The organism is Bradyrhizobium sp. LMTR 3 (assembly GCF_001693485.1).
GTDB lineage: Bacteria > Pseudomonadota > Alphaproteobacteria > Rhizobiales > Xanthobacteraceae > Bradyrhizobium.
In genome coordinates, this window is the sequence record NZ_MAXC01000053.1 from 219,322 (window position 1) to 234,785 (window position 15,464).

Annotated in this window: 15 protein-coding genes; 4 read left to right on the forward strand and 11 right to left on the reverse strand. The window is 61.1% G+C overall.

Features of this window, described 5'->3' with window-relative positions:
• Nucleotides 1-139: 139 nt before the first annotated feature.
• The 10 genes from ccoS to LMTR3_RS33280 form a co-directional block, all read right to left on the reverse strand.
• Complete coding sequence (ccoS, locus tag LMTR3_RS33230; protein WP_028348734.1) at nt 140-325, reverse strand: cbb3-type cytochrome oxidase assembly protein CcoS; 186 nt, start codon at nt 323-325, stop codon at nt 140-142.
• The gene (locus tag LMTR3_RS33235; protein WP_065749173.1) at nt 325-2,517 is read right to left on the reverse strand and encodes a heavy metal translocating P-type ATPase; all 2,193 of its coding nucleotides are present in this window, start codon (nt 2,515-2,517) and stop codon (nt 325-327) included. The genes ccoS and LMTR3_RS33235 overlap by 1 nt, the downstream gene beginning before the upstream one ends.
• An 11-nt stretch (nt 2,518-2,528) precedes the next feature.
• Entirely contained in the window at nt 2,529-3,050 is a 522-nt protein-coding gene (locus tag LMTR3_RS33240; protein WP_065749174.1) for a FixH family protein, read from the reverse strand.
• Nucleotides 3,047-4,510 (reverse strand): cytochrome c oxidase accessory protein CcoG, encoded by a 1,464-nt coding sequence (gene ccoG, locus LMTR3_RS33245; protein ID WP_065749175.1) that lies wholly within the window; start codon nt 4,508-4,510, stop codon nt 3,047-3,049. Before ccoG ends, LMTR3_RS33240 begins: the two co-directional genes overlap by 4 nt.
• A gap of 77 nt (nt 4,511-4,587) precedes the next feature.
• Nucleotides 4,588-5,457 (reverse strand): cytochrome-c oxidase, cbb3-type subunit III, encoded by an 870-nt coding sequence (gene ccoP, locus LMTR3_RS33250; protein ID WP_065749176.1) that lies wholly within the window; start codon nt 5,455-5,457, stop codon nt 4,588-4,590.
• Nucleotides 5,458-5,463: 6 nt separating this feature from the next.
• Nucleotides 5,464-5,628, reverse strand: coding sequence for a cbb3-type cytochrome c oxidase subunit 3 (locus LMTR3_RS33255; protein WP_065749177.1), 165 nt, complete (start codon nt 5,626-5,628; stop codon nt 5,464-5,466).
• Between the two features lie 11 nt (nt 5,629-5,639).
• A complete protein-coding gene (ccoO, locus tag LMTR3_RS33260) occupies nt 5,640-6,374 on the reverse strand; it encodes a cytochrome-c oxidase, cbb3-type subunit II (protein WP_065749178.1) in 735 nt (244 codons plus the stop codon).
• An 11-nt stretch (nt 6,375-6,385) separates the two neighbouring features.
• A complete protein-coding gene (gene ccoN / locus LMTR3_RS33265; RefSeq protein WP_176722053.1) occupies nt 6,386-8,008 on the reverse strand; it encodes a cytochrome-c oxidase, cbb3-type subunit I in 1,623 nt (540 codons plus the stop codon).
• Between the two features lie 403 nt (nt 8,009-8,411).
• The gene (locus tag LMTR3_RS33270) at nt 8,412-9,131 is read right to left on the reverse strand and encodes a cyclic nucleotide-binding domain-containing protein (protein ID WP_084029964.1); all 720 of its coding nucleotides are present in this window, start codon (nt 9,129-9,131) and stop codon (nt 8,412-8,414) included.
• 1,183 nt (nt 9,132-10,314) lie between these two features.
• Entirely contained in the window at nt 10,315-10,755 is a 441-nt protein-coding gene (locus tag LMTR3_RS33280) for a CBS domain-containing protein (RefSeq protein ID WP_065749342.1), read from the reverse strand.
• A 186-nt stretch (nt 10,756-10,941) separates the two neighbouring features.
• Here LMTR3_RS33280 and fixL point away from each other — a divergent pair, with 186 nt between their 5' ends.
• From fixL to LMTR3_RS33300, 4 genes are all read left to right on the forward strand, one after another.
• Complete coding sequence (fixL, locus tag LMTR3_RS33285) at nt 10,942-12,480, forward strand: sensor protein FixL (RefSeq protein ID WP_141686930.1); 1,539 nt, start codon at nt 10,942-10,944, stop codon at nt 12,478-12,480.
• Nucleotides 12,470-13,087, forward strand: coding sequence for a response regulator FixJ (fixJ, locus tag LMTR3_RS33290; RefSeq protein ID WP_065749182.1), 618 nt, complete (start codon nt 12,470-12,472; stop codon nt 13,085-13,087). The genes fixL and fixJ overlap by 11 nt, the downstream gene beginning before the upstream one ends.
• Nucleotides 13,088-13,172: 85 nt before the next feature.
• Complete coding sequence (locus tag LMTR3_RS33295; RefSeq protein WP_065749183.1) at nt 13,173-13,568, forward strand: response regulator transcription factor; 396 nt, start codon at nt 13,173-13,175, stop codon at nt 13,566-13,568.
• Nucleotides 13,569-13,684: 116 nt separating this feature from the next.
• Nucleotides 13,685-14,374 carry a helix-turn-helix domain-containing protein gene (locus LMTR3_RS33300; RefSeq protein ID WP_065749184.1) on the forward strand — a complete coding sequence of 230 codons (690 nt, stop codon included), beginning with the start codon at nt 13,685-13,687 and terminating at the stop codon, nt 14,372-14,374.
• A gap of 418 nt (nt 14,375-14,792) precedes the next feature.
• Here the strand turns inward: LMTR3_RS33300 and LMTR3_RS33305 are convergent, their stop codons facing one another.
• Nucleotides 14,793-14,996 (reverse strand): cold-shock protein, encoded by a 204-nt coding sequence (locus LMTR3_RS33305; protein WP_028348719.1) that lies wholly within the window; start codon nt 14,994-14,996, stop codon nt 14,793-14,795.
• Nucleotides 14,997-15,464 lie beyond the last annotated feature (468 nt).

The window sequence follows — 15,464 nt, forward strand, 5'->3', positions numbered from 1 at the left end:
CTTATAGCCGATGCCATAGTACCCTTCCGGTACAGTTTGAGCACGTCAAGTATGCGGGGCGAAATAGCCGACCGTATTGCGTCAGATCAAAATTGGAAGCATCCCAGGACGCGCGACGACGAGGCGTTACGGTGAGGCGTTACGGTCGCGATTCCGACCTCAGCTCGACGGGGCGAGCCGGCGTTCCGTCGTCGTCAGAAATCGCCCGCCAGGCCGCGCCATCCAGATCGTCATACTGGCCGTTCTTCAATGACCACAGAAATCCGAGCAGCCCGAACAATCCGAGTAAGAGCGCCAGCGGCACCAGGAACACGATCACTTCCATCACAGAGTCTCCTGCGGGACATGGCGGCCCCGCAGCGCATTCAGCATCACCAGAATCGATGAGCCCGACATTGCGGCAGCCGCGATCGGGGGCGTCACGAAGCCCAGAATAGCGATCGGCACGGCGAGGAAATTGTAGCCAACGGCGAGATAGAGGTTTTGCCGCATCAGGTGCAGCGCTTTCCGCGAATGGTCTAGCGAGGCAATCACCGGCGCGAGGCGGTTGCCGAGGAAGACGAGATCGGCCGTCGCCTGGCTCAAATGCGCCGCCGAGATCGGCGACATCGAGACATGCGCCGCCGCCAGCGACGGCGCATCGTTGAGCCCATCGCCGACCATCATGACTTTAAAACCCTGCCGCTTCAGTTCCTCGATCCGGGCGATCTTGTCGGCGGGCGTGACGCCGGCGCGCCATTCGGGGATTTGAAGCATCTCGGCGGCGGCGCGCACCGCCGGCTCGCGGTCACCGGAAATAATTTCTACCGCCACGCCACGCTTCTGTAGCGCCGCGATGACCGCGCGCGCGTCCGGCCGCATGCTTTGGCAGACCGCGAACACATAACGTTTCTCGCCACGCGCGAAGGCAACGACGGAAGCCTCGGGATCGCGGCTTAGGATTTCGTTCGCGAGACCATCGGCCTTGCAGAAAGTTGGACTTCCAAGCCTCACCTCTTCACCTTTAAGAATGCCGCGAACGCCCTGCCCCGGCTGTTCCGTGATCCCGGGCAGCGGCGATTTCGCACCGGCCGCACGCGCCAGCGCAGCGGCGACGGGGTGATGGCTTGCCAACGCAAGCCGGCCCGCGAGCTCAACCACGTCGGCAGGAACAGCCGCCGAGTTCACCACATCGAACTCAGGCAACGTTAGCGTTCCCGTCTTGTCGAAGATGATACGATCGACCGCAACGACACGCTCGATCGCGTCGCCCGAATTCAGCAGCACGCCGGCGCGGAACATTGCTCCCGACGCCACCGTCTGCACCGTCGGGATGGCAAGCCCAAGCGCACAAGGACAGGTGATGATCAGCACCGTGATCGCGGTGATGATGGAGTCATGGAAGCTTGCGCCGGCGATCAACCAGCCGATCATGGTCAGGAAAGCGGTCACATGAACCACCGGTGCGTAGAGGCGCGAGGCGCGGTCGGCGAGCTGCACATAGCGCGAGCGCACCTGCACGGCATGGTCAAGCAGCCGCTGGATTTCCGCAAGCAGGGTGCCTTCGGAAGCGGCCGAGACACGGATGCGCAAGGAGCCGGAGATGTTGAGCGAGCCGGCATAGACCTCGCTGCCCGGCTCGACCGCCGCGTGCAGCGTTTCACCCGTGATCAAACTCTGGTCGATCTCCGACCTGCCGTCGATGACCGTGCCATCTATCGCCGAACGCTCGCCCGGCCGCAGCAGCACAATGTCGCCGGCCATGACCGCCGCGGCCGGCACCACGGATATCTCGTCTGGACCGACGAATTTGGTCGCCGTCTCGGCTTTCAGCGCGGCGAGATTGCCGGCCACCGCGCGGGTCCGCCGCCGCATGTTCTGGTCAAGGTATCGCCCGACCAGGAGAAAGGTGAGCAGCATAATCGGGGCGTCGAAATAGGCGTGCTCGGCATGGCCGATGGTCTCGACGATCGAGGTCGCAAGCGTCAGGATCACGCCGATGCTGATCGGCACATCCATGTTGACGTTGCCAGTGCGCAGCGCGTTGAACGCCGAGCGAAAGAAAGGCTGGCCGGCATAGGCCGCCGCGGGCAGCGCGATCAGCGCCGAGATCCAGTGGAAGAAATCTCGCTGCTCCGGCAGCATATCGCTGACATTGCCGGACCACACCGGGATCGACAGCATCATGACGTTCATGGTCGCGAATGCCGCAACACCCAGGCAGCGCAGCAGGAAGCGGGAGTTCTCGGCCTCTACTGCTTCGGCGGTGACAGCCTCGAACGGATAGGCCTTGTAGCCGAGCTCGGCCAGGCGATCAATGAAGCGCGCCGGATCGAGCGCGCCCTCCTTCCACTCCAGCGCGACACGGCGGTCGGTCAGGTTGACGCGCGCCAGCGTCACGTCCGGGATGGCTGAAAGGCCACGCTCGATTTTCGAGATGCAGCCGGCGCAGCTGACGCCTTCGACCGCGAGATCAATATGCGCCAGTCCGGAGCCGAGATGCTTGACATAGTGCGAAAAGTCCCGCGTCGCCTGCATGAAGAGTTCCCTTAATTCAGTACCACGCGGTTCCTAGACATGAACAGACGCCGGCCGTCGGCTTCGCTTTCCAGCACCAGATTCCATTGTCCCGGCCCGACCGCGCCGCCGCTGCCCCGATAAACGCCGCCCCTCACCTCCGACAGCGCGATCACCCGGTCCGCCCGCCGGTCGGTCGGCCGCTCCAGGCGACCGGTGAACTTCAGTCCGGTCAGCGCCTTTCCGCTCCCGTCGCGTGCCTTGACTTCCAGCGCGGTGTCGCCGTCCGCACTGCGCACAAGATGCGCGTCCACCTTCCAGCTGCGCACGTCCTGCTCGCGTGCGGCGGCGATCTCCTTCTCATAGGCAAGGCTCGCCGCATAGGCGCTTTCGACGTCAGTGCCGGGCAGCGTCATAGAAGCAAGCCTTATCATGGTGAGGTTGACGCCAATGACGACGCCAAAGAACGCAAGCAGCATGAAAAGCACCTTGCGGCCGGTGAGCGGCTTTGGCGATGCACTGGCTCTGTTCACGACAGCTCCACTTGTTTTCATGGCAAGACGAAATTGTCGATCGCGGAAGCGACCTCGCCTAGGCCGATATCGGTGATCCGGAATTTGATCGGGATCGATCTTTCGGAGTTCTTTTCAGAGGGGGCGGTCACCAGCACGCGCAATTCCGTGGTGCTGTCGCGTCCGAGCACGACCATCGGCCTATCAGGTGTAATCGAATCGTCGCCCACGACGTGCAGCACAGCATCCGGCGGACCATCGACGTCGATCGTCACCACGCGGTCAAAACCGCGCTTGTTGAGGAAACGGACCGTGTAGGCGTTGCGGATCGAGCCGTCGCTGAGCTTCACCGCAACCGGGTTGCGATCGTGCAGCACGTTGATATCGAGCAGCGAACGGGTGAGCAGCGCATACAGCATGATCCCACCGACGAGTGCGATCAGCGCGGTGTAGATGATCGTGCGGGGCCGCACGATACCGTAGATCGGCGGCTTTCCGGCCATCCGACGCTGGATATTAATGTCATTGTCATAGCCGATCAGCCGAGTCGGCCGACCGATCTTCTTCATCACGTTGTCGCATGCGTCGATGCACAGGCCGCACTGGATGCAATCGATCTGCGGGCCATTGCGGATATCGATGCCGGTCGGGCAGGCCGCCACGCATTGATAGCAATTGACGCAGTCGCCGGCAGGCAGGCCGAGCGCCCGCAGCTCGTTCGCCTTCTTTACCGACCTGCGCTTTTCGCCGCGGTCGTAGCGATAGGTGACGTTCAGCGCCCACTCGTCGGTCAGCGCCGCCTGGATACGTGGCCAGGGGCACATGTAGACGCAGACCTGCTCGCGCATGAAGCCAGCGAGCAGATAGGTCGTCGCGGTGAGGATTGCGATCCAGATATAGGCGATCGCCGGCGCCTGGAAGGTGACGAGCTCCTTCATCAGCGTCGGCGCGTCGGTGAAATAGAGCACCCAGGCGCCGCCCGTCCACCAGGCGATCAAGAGCCAGATCGAATGCTTGAGCATGATTTCAGAGATGCGCTCGAGTTTTAGGGGATCGGCGGAAGCCGCCTTCCTCATGCGCTCGCGCCGGTCGCCCTCGATCAGGCGCTCTACCGCATAGAACAGGTCGGTCCAGACCGTTTGCGGGCAGAGATAGCCGCACCAGATGCGGCCGCCGACCGCATTCATCAGGAACAGTGTGAGCGCGGCGATGATGAGGAGGCCGGTGAAGTAATAGACCTCCTGCGGCCACAGCTCGATAAAAAAGAAATAGAAGCGACTGTTCGGCAGATCGATCAGCACCGCCTGATCTGGGGCGCCAAGGCCGCGATTCCAGCGCACGAAAGGCAACAAGTAGTAGACGCTCAGGCAGAACGCCATCAGGCTCCATTTAATCCGACGGAAGGTCCCGAAAACACTCTGCGGGTAGACCTTCTTGCGGGCCGCGTAAAGCGACCCAACATCTTCGACTTGGTCGGAGTTTATTTGGACGATCTTGTTCATGGGCCCGCGCTCTCCTAGTCTCCTCCTCTCTGCCGGGTTGATCCAGCGCAAACCCAACGCCGCTTCCCTTTGCTCCGCTACTTGCCGCCGCCGAGCGTGTGGACGTAGACCGCCAGCGCCTTGATGGTGGACGGATCAAGCCGGCCCACCCACGCCGGCATCACGCCGGCCCGACCAATCGTGATGGTCTCAATCAGGGTCGCCTCATCCGATCCGTAGAGCCAGATCTTGTCACTGAGATTGGGCGCACCGAGCTCCTGGTTGCCCTTGCCCGCCTCACCATGGCAGCTCGTGCAATTCTCGACGAAAATTTTTGCGCCGGCGGCGCCATCGTAACCCTGGCGCGTCGACAAGCCCGAGAGCGAGCGCACATAGTTGGCGACCGTGCCAATCTCGTCCGGCTTCAAGATGCCATCCTTGCCGAAGGCGAGCATCGCGCCCTCATGGGTCTTGGTGTGACCCGAGCGCGCGCCGAACTGGATGGTCTGCACGATCTGGTCGAGCGAGCCGCCCCACAACCAATCGTCGTCGTTCAGGTTGGGATAGCCTTTTGCGCCGGCGCCGCCCGAGCCGTGGCAAGGCGCGCAATTGTCGCCGAACGCGGCCTTGCCGCGAGCGCGCGCCAGCGCCAACAGCGCCGGATCCTTTTCGATATCGGCGAGCGAAGCCGCACCCAGCGCAATCATCTTGTCGCCGCGGATCTTTTGCAGATTGGCAAGCTCGACGGCGACCGCGGCGCGCGTCGAATAGTTGAGCGCGCCCCTGGTGTAGCTCCACAGAAGCGGCCAGGCCGGGTACACAACCCAATAGCCGATCGCCCACAGTATGGTGGCGTAGAAGGTGATCAGCCACCAGCGCGGCAGCGGTGTATTGAGTTCCTTGATGCCGTCCCACTGGTGACCGGTGGTGGTCTTGCCGGAAACCTTGTCGAGTTCGCTTTCCGCCATGACCTCTCAGTCCTCCCGCAACGGCATCCGAGACGCCTGGTCGAAAACCGCCTGGTTGCGCGGCCAAAGCGCGTAGATCACGATCGCAATGAACAGGCCGACGAAGATCGGCGTCCACACGCTGGTGACGAGGTCCGACGCGATGTTGTGCACGGTCAAGATTGCTTTCATCGTCCTGCCTCTCAGCGAAGATTGGCCTTTTCGTTGTAGAGCTTGAAGTCGACCAGCGTGCCGAGCATCTGCAGATATGCGACCAGCGCATCCATCTCGGTCGGCGCACCGGCCTTGCTGTCGAAATTGCGGATCACAGCTTTTGGATAGCGCTTCGCGAACGCATCGGTGCCGAGATTGTCCGGATCGGCCTGCGCCTTCAGGTCGGCGACCGCGTTCCTGATTTGCTCGTCCGAATAGGGCACGCCAACGACGCGGCTGGCCTTGAGGTTATCGGCGACAACAGCGATGTCGACCTCGGTCTGGGCGAGGAACGGATAGCCCGGCATCACCGACTGCGGCACAATGGCGCGCGGATTGGTTAGATGAGTGACGTGCCACTCATCGGAATACTTTGCGCCGACCCGCGCGAGATCCGGCCCAGTGCGCTTCGAACCCCACTGGAATGGATGGTCGTACATGCTCTCGGCAGCCAGCGAGAAGTGGCCATAGCGCTCAACCTCATCGCGGAGCGGCCGGACCATCTGCGAGTGGCAGAGATAGCAGCCCTCGCGGACATAGATATTGCGGCCAGCTAGTTCGAGCGGTGTGTAGGGCCTGACGCCATCGACCACCTCGATCGTGCTTTTCAGGTAGAACAGCGGCGTGATCTCGACCAGGCCGCCGATCGCAATCACAACCAGAATGCCCGCGATCAGGATGACCGAATTCTTCTCGAAGATTTGATGGCGGGTCCAGAAGGACATCCGATCGCTCCTTATTCCGCCGCCTGCAACGCGAGCTCTGTGCCGACATCCGCCTCGCTTGCCCGTACCGTCATCCATAGATTATAGGCCATGATCAGCGCGCCAATCAGGAACAGCGCGCCGCCGGCGGCACGGATAACGTAGAACGGGTGCATCGCTTCCACCGTCTCGAGGAAAGAATATTCGAGAAAGCCGAGCGATGTGTAGGCGCGCCACATCAGGCCCTGCAGAATTCCGGAGACCCACATCGCGGAGATATAGAGCACGATGCCGATGGTGGCGGTCCAGAAGTGCCAGTTGACCAGCTTCAAGCTGTAGAGACCCTTGCGATCCCATAGCCAGGGAATCAGGCAGTACAGCGCGCCAAAGGAAACGAAGCCGACCCAGCCCAGCGCGCCGGAATGCACATGGCCGATGGTCCAGTCGGTATAGTGGCTGAGGGAGTTCACGACCTTGATCGACATCATCGGCCCTTCGAAGGTCGACATGCCGTAGAAGGCGACCGACACCACCAGCATGCGCAGCACGGGATCCGTACGGAGCTTGTCCCAGGCGCCGGACAGCGTCATCAGGCCGTTGATCATGCCGCCCCAGGACGGCATCCACAGCATGATCGAGAAGGTCATGCCGAGCGTCTGCGCCCAATCCGGCAGCGCCGTGTAGTGCAGATGGTGCGGGCCGGCCCAGATGTAGAGAAAGATCAGGGCCCAGAAGTGAATGATCGACAGTCGATAGGAATAGACCGGCCGCTCGGCGCGTTTCGGGATGAAGTAGTACATGATGGCGAGGAAGCCGGCCGTCAGGAAGAAGCCGACTGCGTTATGCCCGTACCACCACTGGAACATCGCATCCTGCACGCCGCCCCAGGCGATGTAGGACTTCGAGCCGAACACCGAGACCGGCAGCGCCGGGTTATTGCCGAGATGCAGCACGGCGATGGTGACGATGAAGGCGAGATAAAACCAGTTGGCGACGAAGATGTGCGGCTCCTTGCGCTTCACCAGCGTCATCACGAACACGACGAGATAGACGACCCAGACGATCGTCAGCCACAGATCGGCGTACCATTCGGGCTCGGCATATTCCTTGGATTGCGTCACGCCAAGTAGATAGCCGGTGCCCGCGATCAAAATGAAGAAGTTGTAGCCAAGTACGACGAACCATGGCGCGAGATCGCCCACGAGCCGCGTCCGGCAGGTCCGCTGCACCACATAGAACGAGGTCGCGATCAGCACGTTGCCGCCGAAGGCGAAGATCACCGCGGAGGTGTGCAGCGGCCGGAGCCGGCCGAAGCTGGTCCACGGTAGATCGAGGTTCAGCGCCGGCCAGGCCAGCTGGGATGCGATCAAGAGTCCGACGGCGAAGCCGGCGATGCCCCAGAACATCGCCATGAAGGAAGCAAACTTGATCGGACCGACATTATAGTTCGGCTTCCCGTTGATCTCCTCCGGCGGCAGCGACGCGGGGCGGTCGAGATACCGATTCATGATGGCGAAGGAGGCGACGCCGCTTGCCACTGCAGCGAGCGAAGCATGAAACGCGAACGGCGCGTCCAGCGCCTTGGCGGCTGCGAACGCGCAGACGAAGGCTGCCATCGAGAAGAATAGCATCAGCCCGGCTTCGCCATGGGTCATCCATTTCGTGCATTGAGATTGCTGCATGTGTAATTCTCTTTGCATGGACGCCTGCCCCGTCAGCCCGGGTCTCGCTGTGTTGTCCTTGATTGAGATCAACCCGATCAGCTACCCCTGCGACCGGCGAGCGTTTTGCACCAGCTCCAGCAGCTGCCTGAAGGAATCAGAATGGACGACGCTTGCGCGCTCCCGGTGTTGCCTGATGTGACCTTGGTGATTGGACACTGGCCCAAGCAAGAGCAGCGGCGAAAATCATGAAGACCGAGATGACGGCTGCAGAAACCAAGAGCGCATCGGCGGGCATGACGACCTCCATTGAAGCTGATGCGAATATATCTCCGTTTCAACAGAGACGTCTTTGACCTTGATCAAACCAGGACAAAAGAACCCTACGCGACGCGCTTCAACTTACGCCCGCAGACAACGCTTCGGCGCGCGGGGTATCCAACAGGACGACGCCACTCGCAAAGGTTTGGATCACACCATCACGTTCGAGCTTCGAGAAGGTACGGCTCACCGTCTCGATGGTGAGCCCCAGATGATCCGCGATGTCCAGCCTTTTCATCGGCAGCGGCAGAATTTCTCCGCCACGTCCAATTCCACTCAGTCGGTCGCGCCAGCTGATCAGGAAGCTCGCTATCTTCTCTTCGGCGGAGCGCCGTCCGAGCAAGACCATATGTTCCTGTGCCCGGGCCAGCTCGTGGCCCGCCAATTCGACCATGCGGCGTAGCAACTGCGGCCGCTTCTCGGCGAATGTCGCGAATGACTCCTTGGGGAACTGACACAGCGTGACACGGCCGACCGCGTCAGCGGAGAATTCGTGGTGCGGCAAGCCGGGGAGCCCGAGGAAATCGCCTGGCAATGCAAAACCGACGATTTGCCGCCGACTGTCCGGCAACAGCTTGTAGAGGCGCAGGGTACCCGCATGCACGCTGAAGAACGACGTTGCTATGTTTGCCTGTGCGAATACGGTGGCGCCTGATTCGAAACGAACATGCCGCGACAGCTGCGCCAATTCGCGCAATTCGGTCTTGTCGAGCGCTGCGCAGATGGCAAAGCCCCTCGCCGTGCAATCGTGACACGATCGACAATGCATTCCTTCCCCCAAAACCGAAATCTTCACACGTCCCTCCGATTGCCGCCTGCAGGCGCCTCATGGGCGCGTTTCCCTGCGGGTCGATGCAGTGTAGCGTCCGTAGGGATGAGATGTTGTTGATGCAGATCAATCGCCGGAGACGCCCTGAGGCTGCGTCGTTCCGCGCCCCGCGGAGGTCGTTAAGGGCGCGAGCTCGAGCTTGCCAATGAGATCCACGGCACCTCCCTTGACGCGCTCCAGATCGAGGCGCCCCGCTATCGCGGGTCTCGGGCCTGCTGCACCGTCCCTTGAACGGACGGTCAGCCTGCTCGTGCCGCTGGTCAGCATCATTATCAAGGCTTGACCAAGCCCGCAGCTAGCCAGCTCCCACTAAAGGTCCCACTTAAGCTGCCTGTTGAACAGAGCAAGATCGCCACGAAGAAACCCTCCCTGAAGCCGATTCTTGATCCTCCCTCCCATTGCAGTTTTCGCAACATCCGGCTGGAGCCTGGGCAACAGCCGGGTCACCCCGAAGGCGGTGAGGGCTCGGGCCATGTGATCGTTGGCAAATGCGCTCGGCCAACTCGTTCGCCGTCAAGGAGGCGGCTGGTGTTGCACTATGATTTCTCACTCCGCCGGCCCCCACGAAGTCCGATTCATTCGAGGACGAGCGTTCGCTCCCGGCGAATATGCCTCGATCGACGGTCTGATCGGGTCGCCGCCCTGCCGGATCCGCGAGGAGCAAGGAAGGCGGAAGTGCCGTTCCACCTCACCAATCCGAATTGTGGAACTTGTGTTGGCTTGGACTGTCCGGATCAATCCAATTTCGGATTTCGTGTTGGAGTCACCAGCCAGTACGCGAGTATCCTTTCGAGGCCATGCTACCGGTGCTTCCAGTCACCCTGGTGTTGTACTGGATGATCGACAGCGTAGCACCTCTTGGGAGAAACGACGGATCAAGCATGCCTGGCGAGCACCCGATTCGTGCTCACCGGAGTGCGCTAACGTTTGGCTGCGTTGCTCGGAATCGACTGAACTCCTGGCCCCCGGAGAGGGAAGGCCCCTATAGACCCATACGAACCAATGCTCCACCAGACGTCGCAGTTCAAGACGACAATCCGGATGGCCCACATTCGCCGCCGGGATAGTTCGGAGGATGGCGCGCCCGATCCGAACGCTGCTCAACTTATTGACCTCAAGCGACTGCCGGTCATACGCGGCACTGCTGCGATCAGACTCGGTCAGCGTCCGCCGCGGCGCAATCCTGCAGCGCCCGCATCACGTCCTTCCGCGAAATAATGCCGGCAAGCCGCTGCTCGTTGTCGAGCACTGGCATGCTGCGGAGCCGGTGGTTGACCATCAGCTCCAGCACGCGGGTCAGCCTAGTTTCGGGAGCGACATAAATGAATTCCGCTGTCATCAGATCAACGGCGGGCCGCTGCATCAGGTCGCGGTAGCGCGGGATGATGCGCGGCGGCGTGAAAACGAAGCAGGACAGGTAGTCAAACTTCGAGATGACGCCGACCACCTGCGATTCGTCCATGACCGGATAGGCGTTGAAATCTTGCTTCTCGAAGAGATCGCCGAGTTCACACATCGTCATATCGCGGGCAACCGTCCTAGGCTCGCGCGTCATGTAATTGGCAACCGTCTGCTCGAGAAACTTGTACAAGGCGAAATCCTCGCTGTCGACGGCACCACTTAAAGCACGCGGGGCGGCCGCGCACATTGAGCGAGGTCAAACGGATGAAATCAGCGCGATCGTACACATTTTCTCGCCCTTGAGTGGGGTTGGGCATTCGGCCCATAATCGGGAAAATCTCAACCGAATCCGCGCTCCGGAATTGGAAAAGGACAATTGAGCGGCATAGCGCCCTTCCCGTGTGACGACGGCAGCCACGATCAGCGCTTTCGGCTGGGTGCCGACGGCGCTGGCGTAGGCGGCTGGGATATCGATCTGTCGACCAGGGAGTTGTTCTGGTCGAATACCGCCCGAAAACTGTTCGGCGTTTCCAATGCCGCTGCAGTCAGCTACGATCTGTTCCTTTCGCTACTCGAGCCTGAGGACCGCGAGCGAACCGAGCAGGCGATCTCCCGTTCACTCGAGACCGGTGCCTCGTTTGACCTCTCCTACCGGTTAAGACCCGAGGACGGCGGCAGCAGCCATTGGGTCCGCGCCCGCGGCAGCGTCATCAGGGACAAGGATGGCATTCCGTCCCACCTTTCCGGCGTCGTGCTCGACCTCGACGAGGAGAAGCGGCTCGAGGAGGACCTGCGCACGCGCGAACGGCACCTGCAATTGATACTGGAGACCATCCCTGACGCGATGATCGTCATCAACAGCCGCGGCATCATGCAGTTCTTCTCGAGCGCGGCGGAACGCCAGTTCGGCTACCTCCAGAGCGAGGCAATCGGGCAGAATGTCAGCATCCTGATGCCCGAGCCCGACCGTTCACGCCATGACGGCTATATGGCGCGATACGTCGCCACCGGCGAACGGCACATCATCGGCATCGGCCGCATCGTCACCGGTCAGCGAAAGGACGGTACCACCTTCCCGATGCACCTGTCGATCGGCGAGATGCAATCCGGCGGCATGCCCTATTTTACCGGCTTCGTCCGTGACCTCACCGAGCATCAGCAGACCCAGGCGCGGCTGCAAGAATTGCAGTCGGAGCTCGTCCACATGTCACGGCTGAGCGCGATGGGAGAGATGGGTTCTGCATTGGCACATGAGCTTAACCAGCCGCTTGCTGCCATCAGCAACTACGTGAAGGGCTCGCGCCGGCTGCTTGCCACGAGCCCCGATCCGAACCGCGCAAGAATCGAGAACGCGATGGATCGCGCGGCGGAACAGGCGATCCGCGCCGGGCAGATCATCCGGCGGCTGCGCGATTTCGTCGCCCGCGGCGAATCCGAAAAGCGCGTCGAGAGCCTTTCGAAGATGGTTGAAGAAGCCGGCGCGCTTGGCCTGGCCGGTGCGCGCGAACAGGACGTGCGGATCCGCTTCAGCCTGGACCCGCAGCATGACCATGTCCTGGTCGACCGCGTTCAGATCCAGCAGGTGCTGGTCAATCTGTTTCGTAACGCGCTGGAAGCCATGGCCCAGTCCGCACGGCGCGAGCTCATCGTCTCTAACCGGCCGATCGACGAGGATATGATAGAAGTCTCGGTGTTCGACACCGGTCACGGATTCCCCGAAGATGTGGAGAAGCACCTGTTCCAGACCTTCTTTACGACCAAAGAAACCGGCATGGGGGTCGGGCTGTCGATCAGCCGCTCCATCATCGAGGCCCATGGCGGCAGGATGTGGGCCGAATCCAATCACGCATTCGGCGCGACGTTTCGCTTCACCCTGCCGGCTGCACCCAACGAGAGTTTGACAGATGGCAACTAGAGGAAATGTCTACGTCATCGACGATGATGAGGCGATGCGTGACTCGCTGCACTTCTTGCTCGATTCCGCGGATTTTGAGGTCAGTCTGTTCGAGACGGCGCAGAAATTCCTCGATCACCTTTCCAGCATCGAATTCGGCTGTGTGGTCTCGGATGTCCGCATGCCCGGCATCGATGGCGTCGAGTTGCTAAAGCGCCTGAAGGTGAGCCGCGCCTCCTTGGCCGTCATCATCATGACCGGCCATGGCGACGTCCCCCTCGCCGTCGAGGCGATGAAACTCGGTGCGGTCGATTTCCTGGAGAAGCCGTTCGAGGATGACCGCCTGGTTGCGATGATCGACGCCGCGCTCCGGCAGGCTGAAGCCGGCGCCCGCGACGAAGCAATGACGCAGGACATCGCCGCGCGGGTCGCCTCGCTGAGCCCGCGCGAGCGGCAGGTGATGGAGGGATTGGTGGCTGGCCTGTCCAATAAGATGATCGCACGCGACTACAATATCAGCCCGCGCACCATCGAAGTCTACCGAGCCAACGTGATGACCAAGATGCAGGCTTCGAATCTTTCGGAACTCGTCCGCCTCGCCATGCGAGCCGAGGCGCTTAAAGCTTGAGCTGGATCAAGTCGGCCCCGCAGGAAGACCTTATGGATGCTCTGATCGACCGCATGGCTGATCAGAAAGCCGCATAAAACCTGTGATGCCCTCACTTAACAGAACGCCCCTTGTCTACGTCATCGATGATGACACCGACGTGCTCGGATCGCTGCGCTTTCTCCTGGAAGCCGACGGTTTTTGTGTACGCACTTTCCGCAGCGGCGAGGCGCTCCTGAACGCCACGACTATGAGCGGCGCCGACTGCTTCGTGATCGACTACAAGATGCCGGGCATGAGCGGCATCGACCTTGCCAGTCTCTTGCGCCGGCGCGATATCGATACGCCGATCATCCTGATCACCGGTCACCCCGACGCGTCCATTCCGGCCAAAGCAGCAGTTGCCGGTATTCGCCATGTGCTGGTCAAGCCGCATGTCGAGGACAGCCTTTCCTCCCATATCTGGGACGCGATCAATACGGAGCGGCCCTCTGCGTCCTGAAAACCGGCACAGCTCCGGGATCCTACGTAAGGCATTGCCCTTAAGGCATGGAGCGAAATTTCCCAGCCATTTTGTTCCACTTACGAATTCGCCATCCGCTGCACAGGAGATGGCCCATGCTCAATCGATCGACTGCCCCGTCCCTCAACGTCAACCGAGCCGCTCCCGGCGCTTTTGGGCCTGTCGAACCGTTTTTCGGCATCACAGGCCATGCTGGCCTGATCGCCGCGGAGTTCACCTACCGCAAGGACGAGGAAATCTACGGTGAGGAGGAGCCGGCGGAATATGTTTACCAAGTCGTTCGCGGCGCGGTGCGCACCTACAAGCTGCTGTCCGACGGACGTCGTCAAATCGGCGCGTTTCATTTGCCTGGCGACGTGTTCGGGCTGGAGTCCGGCACCAAGCACCGCCTGGCCGCCGAAGCCATCATCGACAGCACCGTGCGCCTGGTGAAGCGCCGCAGCCTCGAACAGGCGGCTGGCACCGACGTCCGTGTCGCCCACAAGCTTTGGACCATGACGGCTGATGACCTCAAGCGCGCCGAGGAGCACATCCTGCTGCTTGGTCGCAAAAGCGCGATCGAACGAGTCGCCAACTTCCTCCTGGAGATGGATCGCCGCCTTACGGTGGCCGGCACGATGGCGCTCCCGATGTGCCGCCGCGACATCGGCGATTATCTCGGGCTTACGCTGGAAACGGTGTCACGTGCCCTGTCGCAATTGAACGACGAAGGCGTGCTGGGCTTTTCCGGCGCCCGCCAGATCATGCTGCGCAACCGCCAGCGCCTGCGCAACATGGATATCTGATCGGCCTCATATCGCCAAGTCGAGTGAATTCAGGTTGGTCGATGTGAATAAGCAGTCAATCCAACCTGAACCGTTCCGCGATTGGACGTTGCATCCGACCGGCTCGAGGTAACGGGAGCGCGGCCGACGGGAGATCGAAATTACGCCACCGCCGCCTCGCCTCCGCCCGCTTGGTCCGGGAGCAGGGGCTTGATGTTGCACCGCCTGCCCAGACCTGGCCACTTACCTTGCGAGGTAACCGCTAATGCCTATCCGAAAATATAATGATTTGCTCGGTCCTGATGAAAAGGCGTGATTGCGGGGCGACCGGGATTGCGGGTTCATGGAGTGGGAGAAGCTAGAGGCGCTTTGGAACGCCAGCGATGATAAGAAAGCCTTCGTATGGCGGCCGGGAATGAATCAGCCCGAGTTTCTATGATCAACCGATCACGACCTTTTCGGCTCGACTACGTCCGCTCCTGCGGTCTACACCAATTTCATAACTGACGCGGTCTCCTTGCTTGGGCGTTACACCGGGCAACAAGCTGCTCACGTGGAAGAATAGGTCTTCACCGCCGGTATCAGGCGCTATAAAGCCGAAACCCTTATCGTCCTTAAACATCTTCACCTTGCCTTGGGGCATGTTCTTCTCTCCGAATCACTAATTAACGGCGGATCAGATCATTAAACTCGACAGACCTGCTCGCCTCAAGTGATTTGCGGAATTAGGATTAGCTTTGGTGCGCCAGCTCCGCCGCGTTGAGCCGTGATAGCAGCAATGCAGCCGGTTCTGACAAGGCTTTTCGACAATGGCACCTGCCGATACGCGCAGCGATGTTCCAGCCCGAACAGATCACCCTGTATCAGGCGAACGACGACGGTTCGCTCGCGAGACGAGGGGCAACAACCGTTCTCCGGCCTGATCTCACGCGACTAGGCAAGAGCATGCCAATGGTCCGGATGCGCATCGCCCGTTCGCAGACCGACCGACGCTTCGCCGGTTCCGGTTCCCAAAGTCTGCAACAATCGACTCAATAACCCCACTGAGACGGATCGAGAGATTTCGTCCCGGCGTCTCGTCGATCGTTTGGGCGTTGCTTCCGACGAACTC

What these genes read in the sequence shown, in the direction of transcription:
- ccoP (WP_065749176.1), bottom strand. Translation starts at nt 5,457, where the DNA reads ATGGCGGAAAGCGAACTCGACAAGGTTTCCGGCAAGACCACCACCGGT.
- fixJ (WP_065749182.1), top strand. Translation starts at nt 12,470, where the DNA reads ATGGCAACTAGAGGAAATGTCTACGTCATCGACGATGATGAGGCGATG.
- ccoO (WP_065749178.1), bottom strand. Translation starts at nt 6,374, where the DNA reads ATGTCCTTCTGGACCCGCCATCAAATCTTCGAGAAGAATTCGGTCATC.
- LMTR3_RS33255 (WP_065749177.1), bottom strand. Translation starts at nt 5,628, where the DNA reads ATGAAAGCAATCTTGACCGTGCACAACATCGCGTCGGACCTCGTCACC.
- ccoN (WP_176722053.1), bottom strand. Translation starts at nt 8,008, where the DNA reads ATGACCCATGGCGAAGCCGGGCTGATGCTATTCTTCTCGATGGCAGCC.
- LMTR3_RS33240 (WP_065749174.1), bottom strand. Translation starts at nt 3,050, where the DNA reads ATGAAAACAAGTGGAGCTGTCGTGAACAGAGCCAGTGCATCGCCAAAG.
- ccoS (WP_028348734.1), bottom strand. Translation starts at nt 325, where the DNA reads ATGGAAGTGATCGTGTTCCTGGTGCCGCTGGCGCTCTTACTCGGATTG.
- ccoG (WP_065749175.1), bottom strand. Translation starts at nt 4,510, where the DNA reads ATGAACAAGATCGTCCAAATAAACTCCGACCAAGTCGAAGATGTTGGG.
- LMTR3_RS33235 (WP_065749173.1), bottom strand. Translation starts at nt 2,517, where the DNA reads ATGCAGGCGACGCGGGACTTTTCGCACTATGTCAAGCATCTCGGCTCC.
- LMTR3_RS33295 (WP_065749183.1), top strand. Translation starts at nt 13,173, where the DNA reads ATGCCCTCACTTAACAGAACGCCCCTTGTCTACGTCATCGATGATGAC.
- LMTR3_RS33300 (WP_065749184.1), top strand. Translation starts at nt 13,685, where the DNA reads ATGCTCAATCGATCGACTGCCCCGTCCCTCAACGTCAACCGAGCCGCT.
- LMTR3_RS33305 (WP_028348719.1), bottom strand. Translation starts at nt 14,996, where the DNA reads ATGCCCCAAGGCAAGGTGAAGATGTTTAAGGACGATAAGGGTTTCGGC.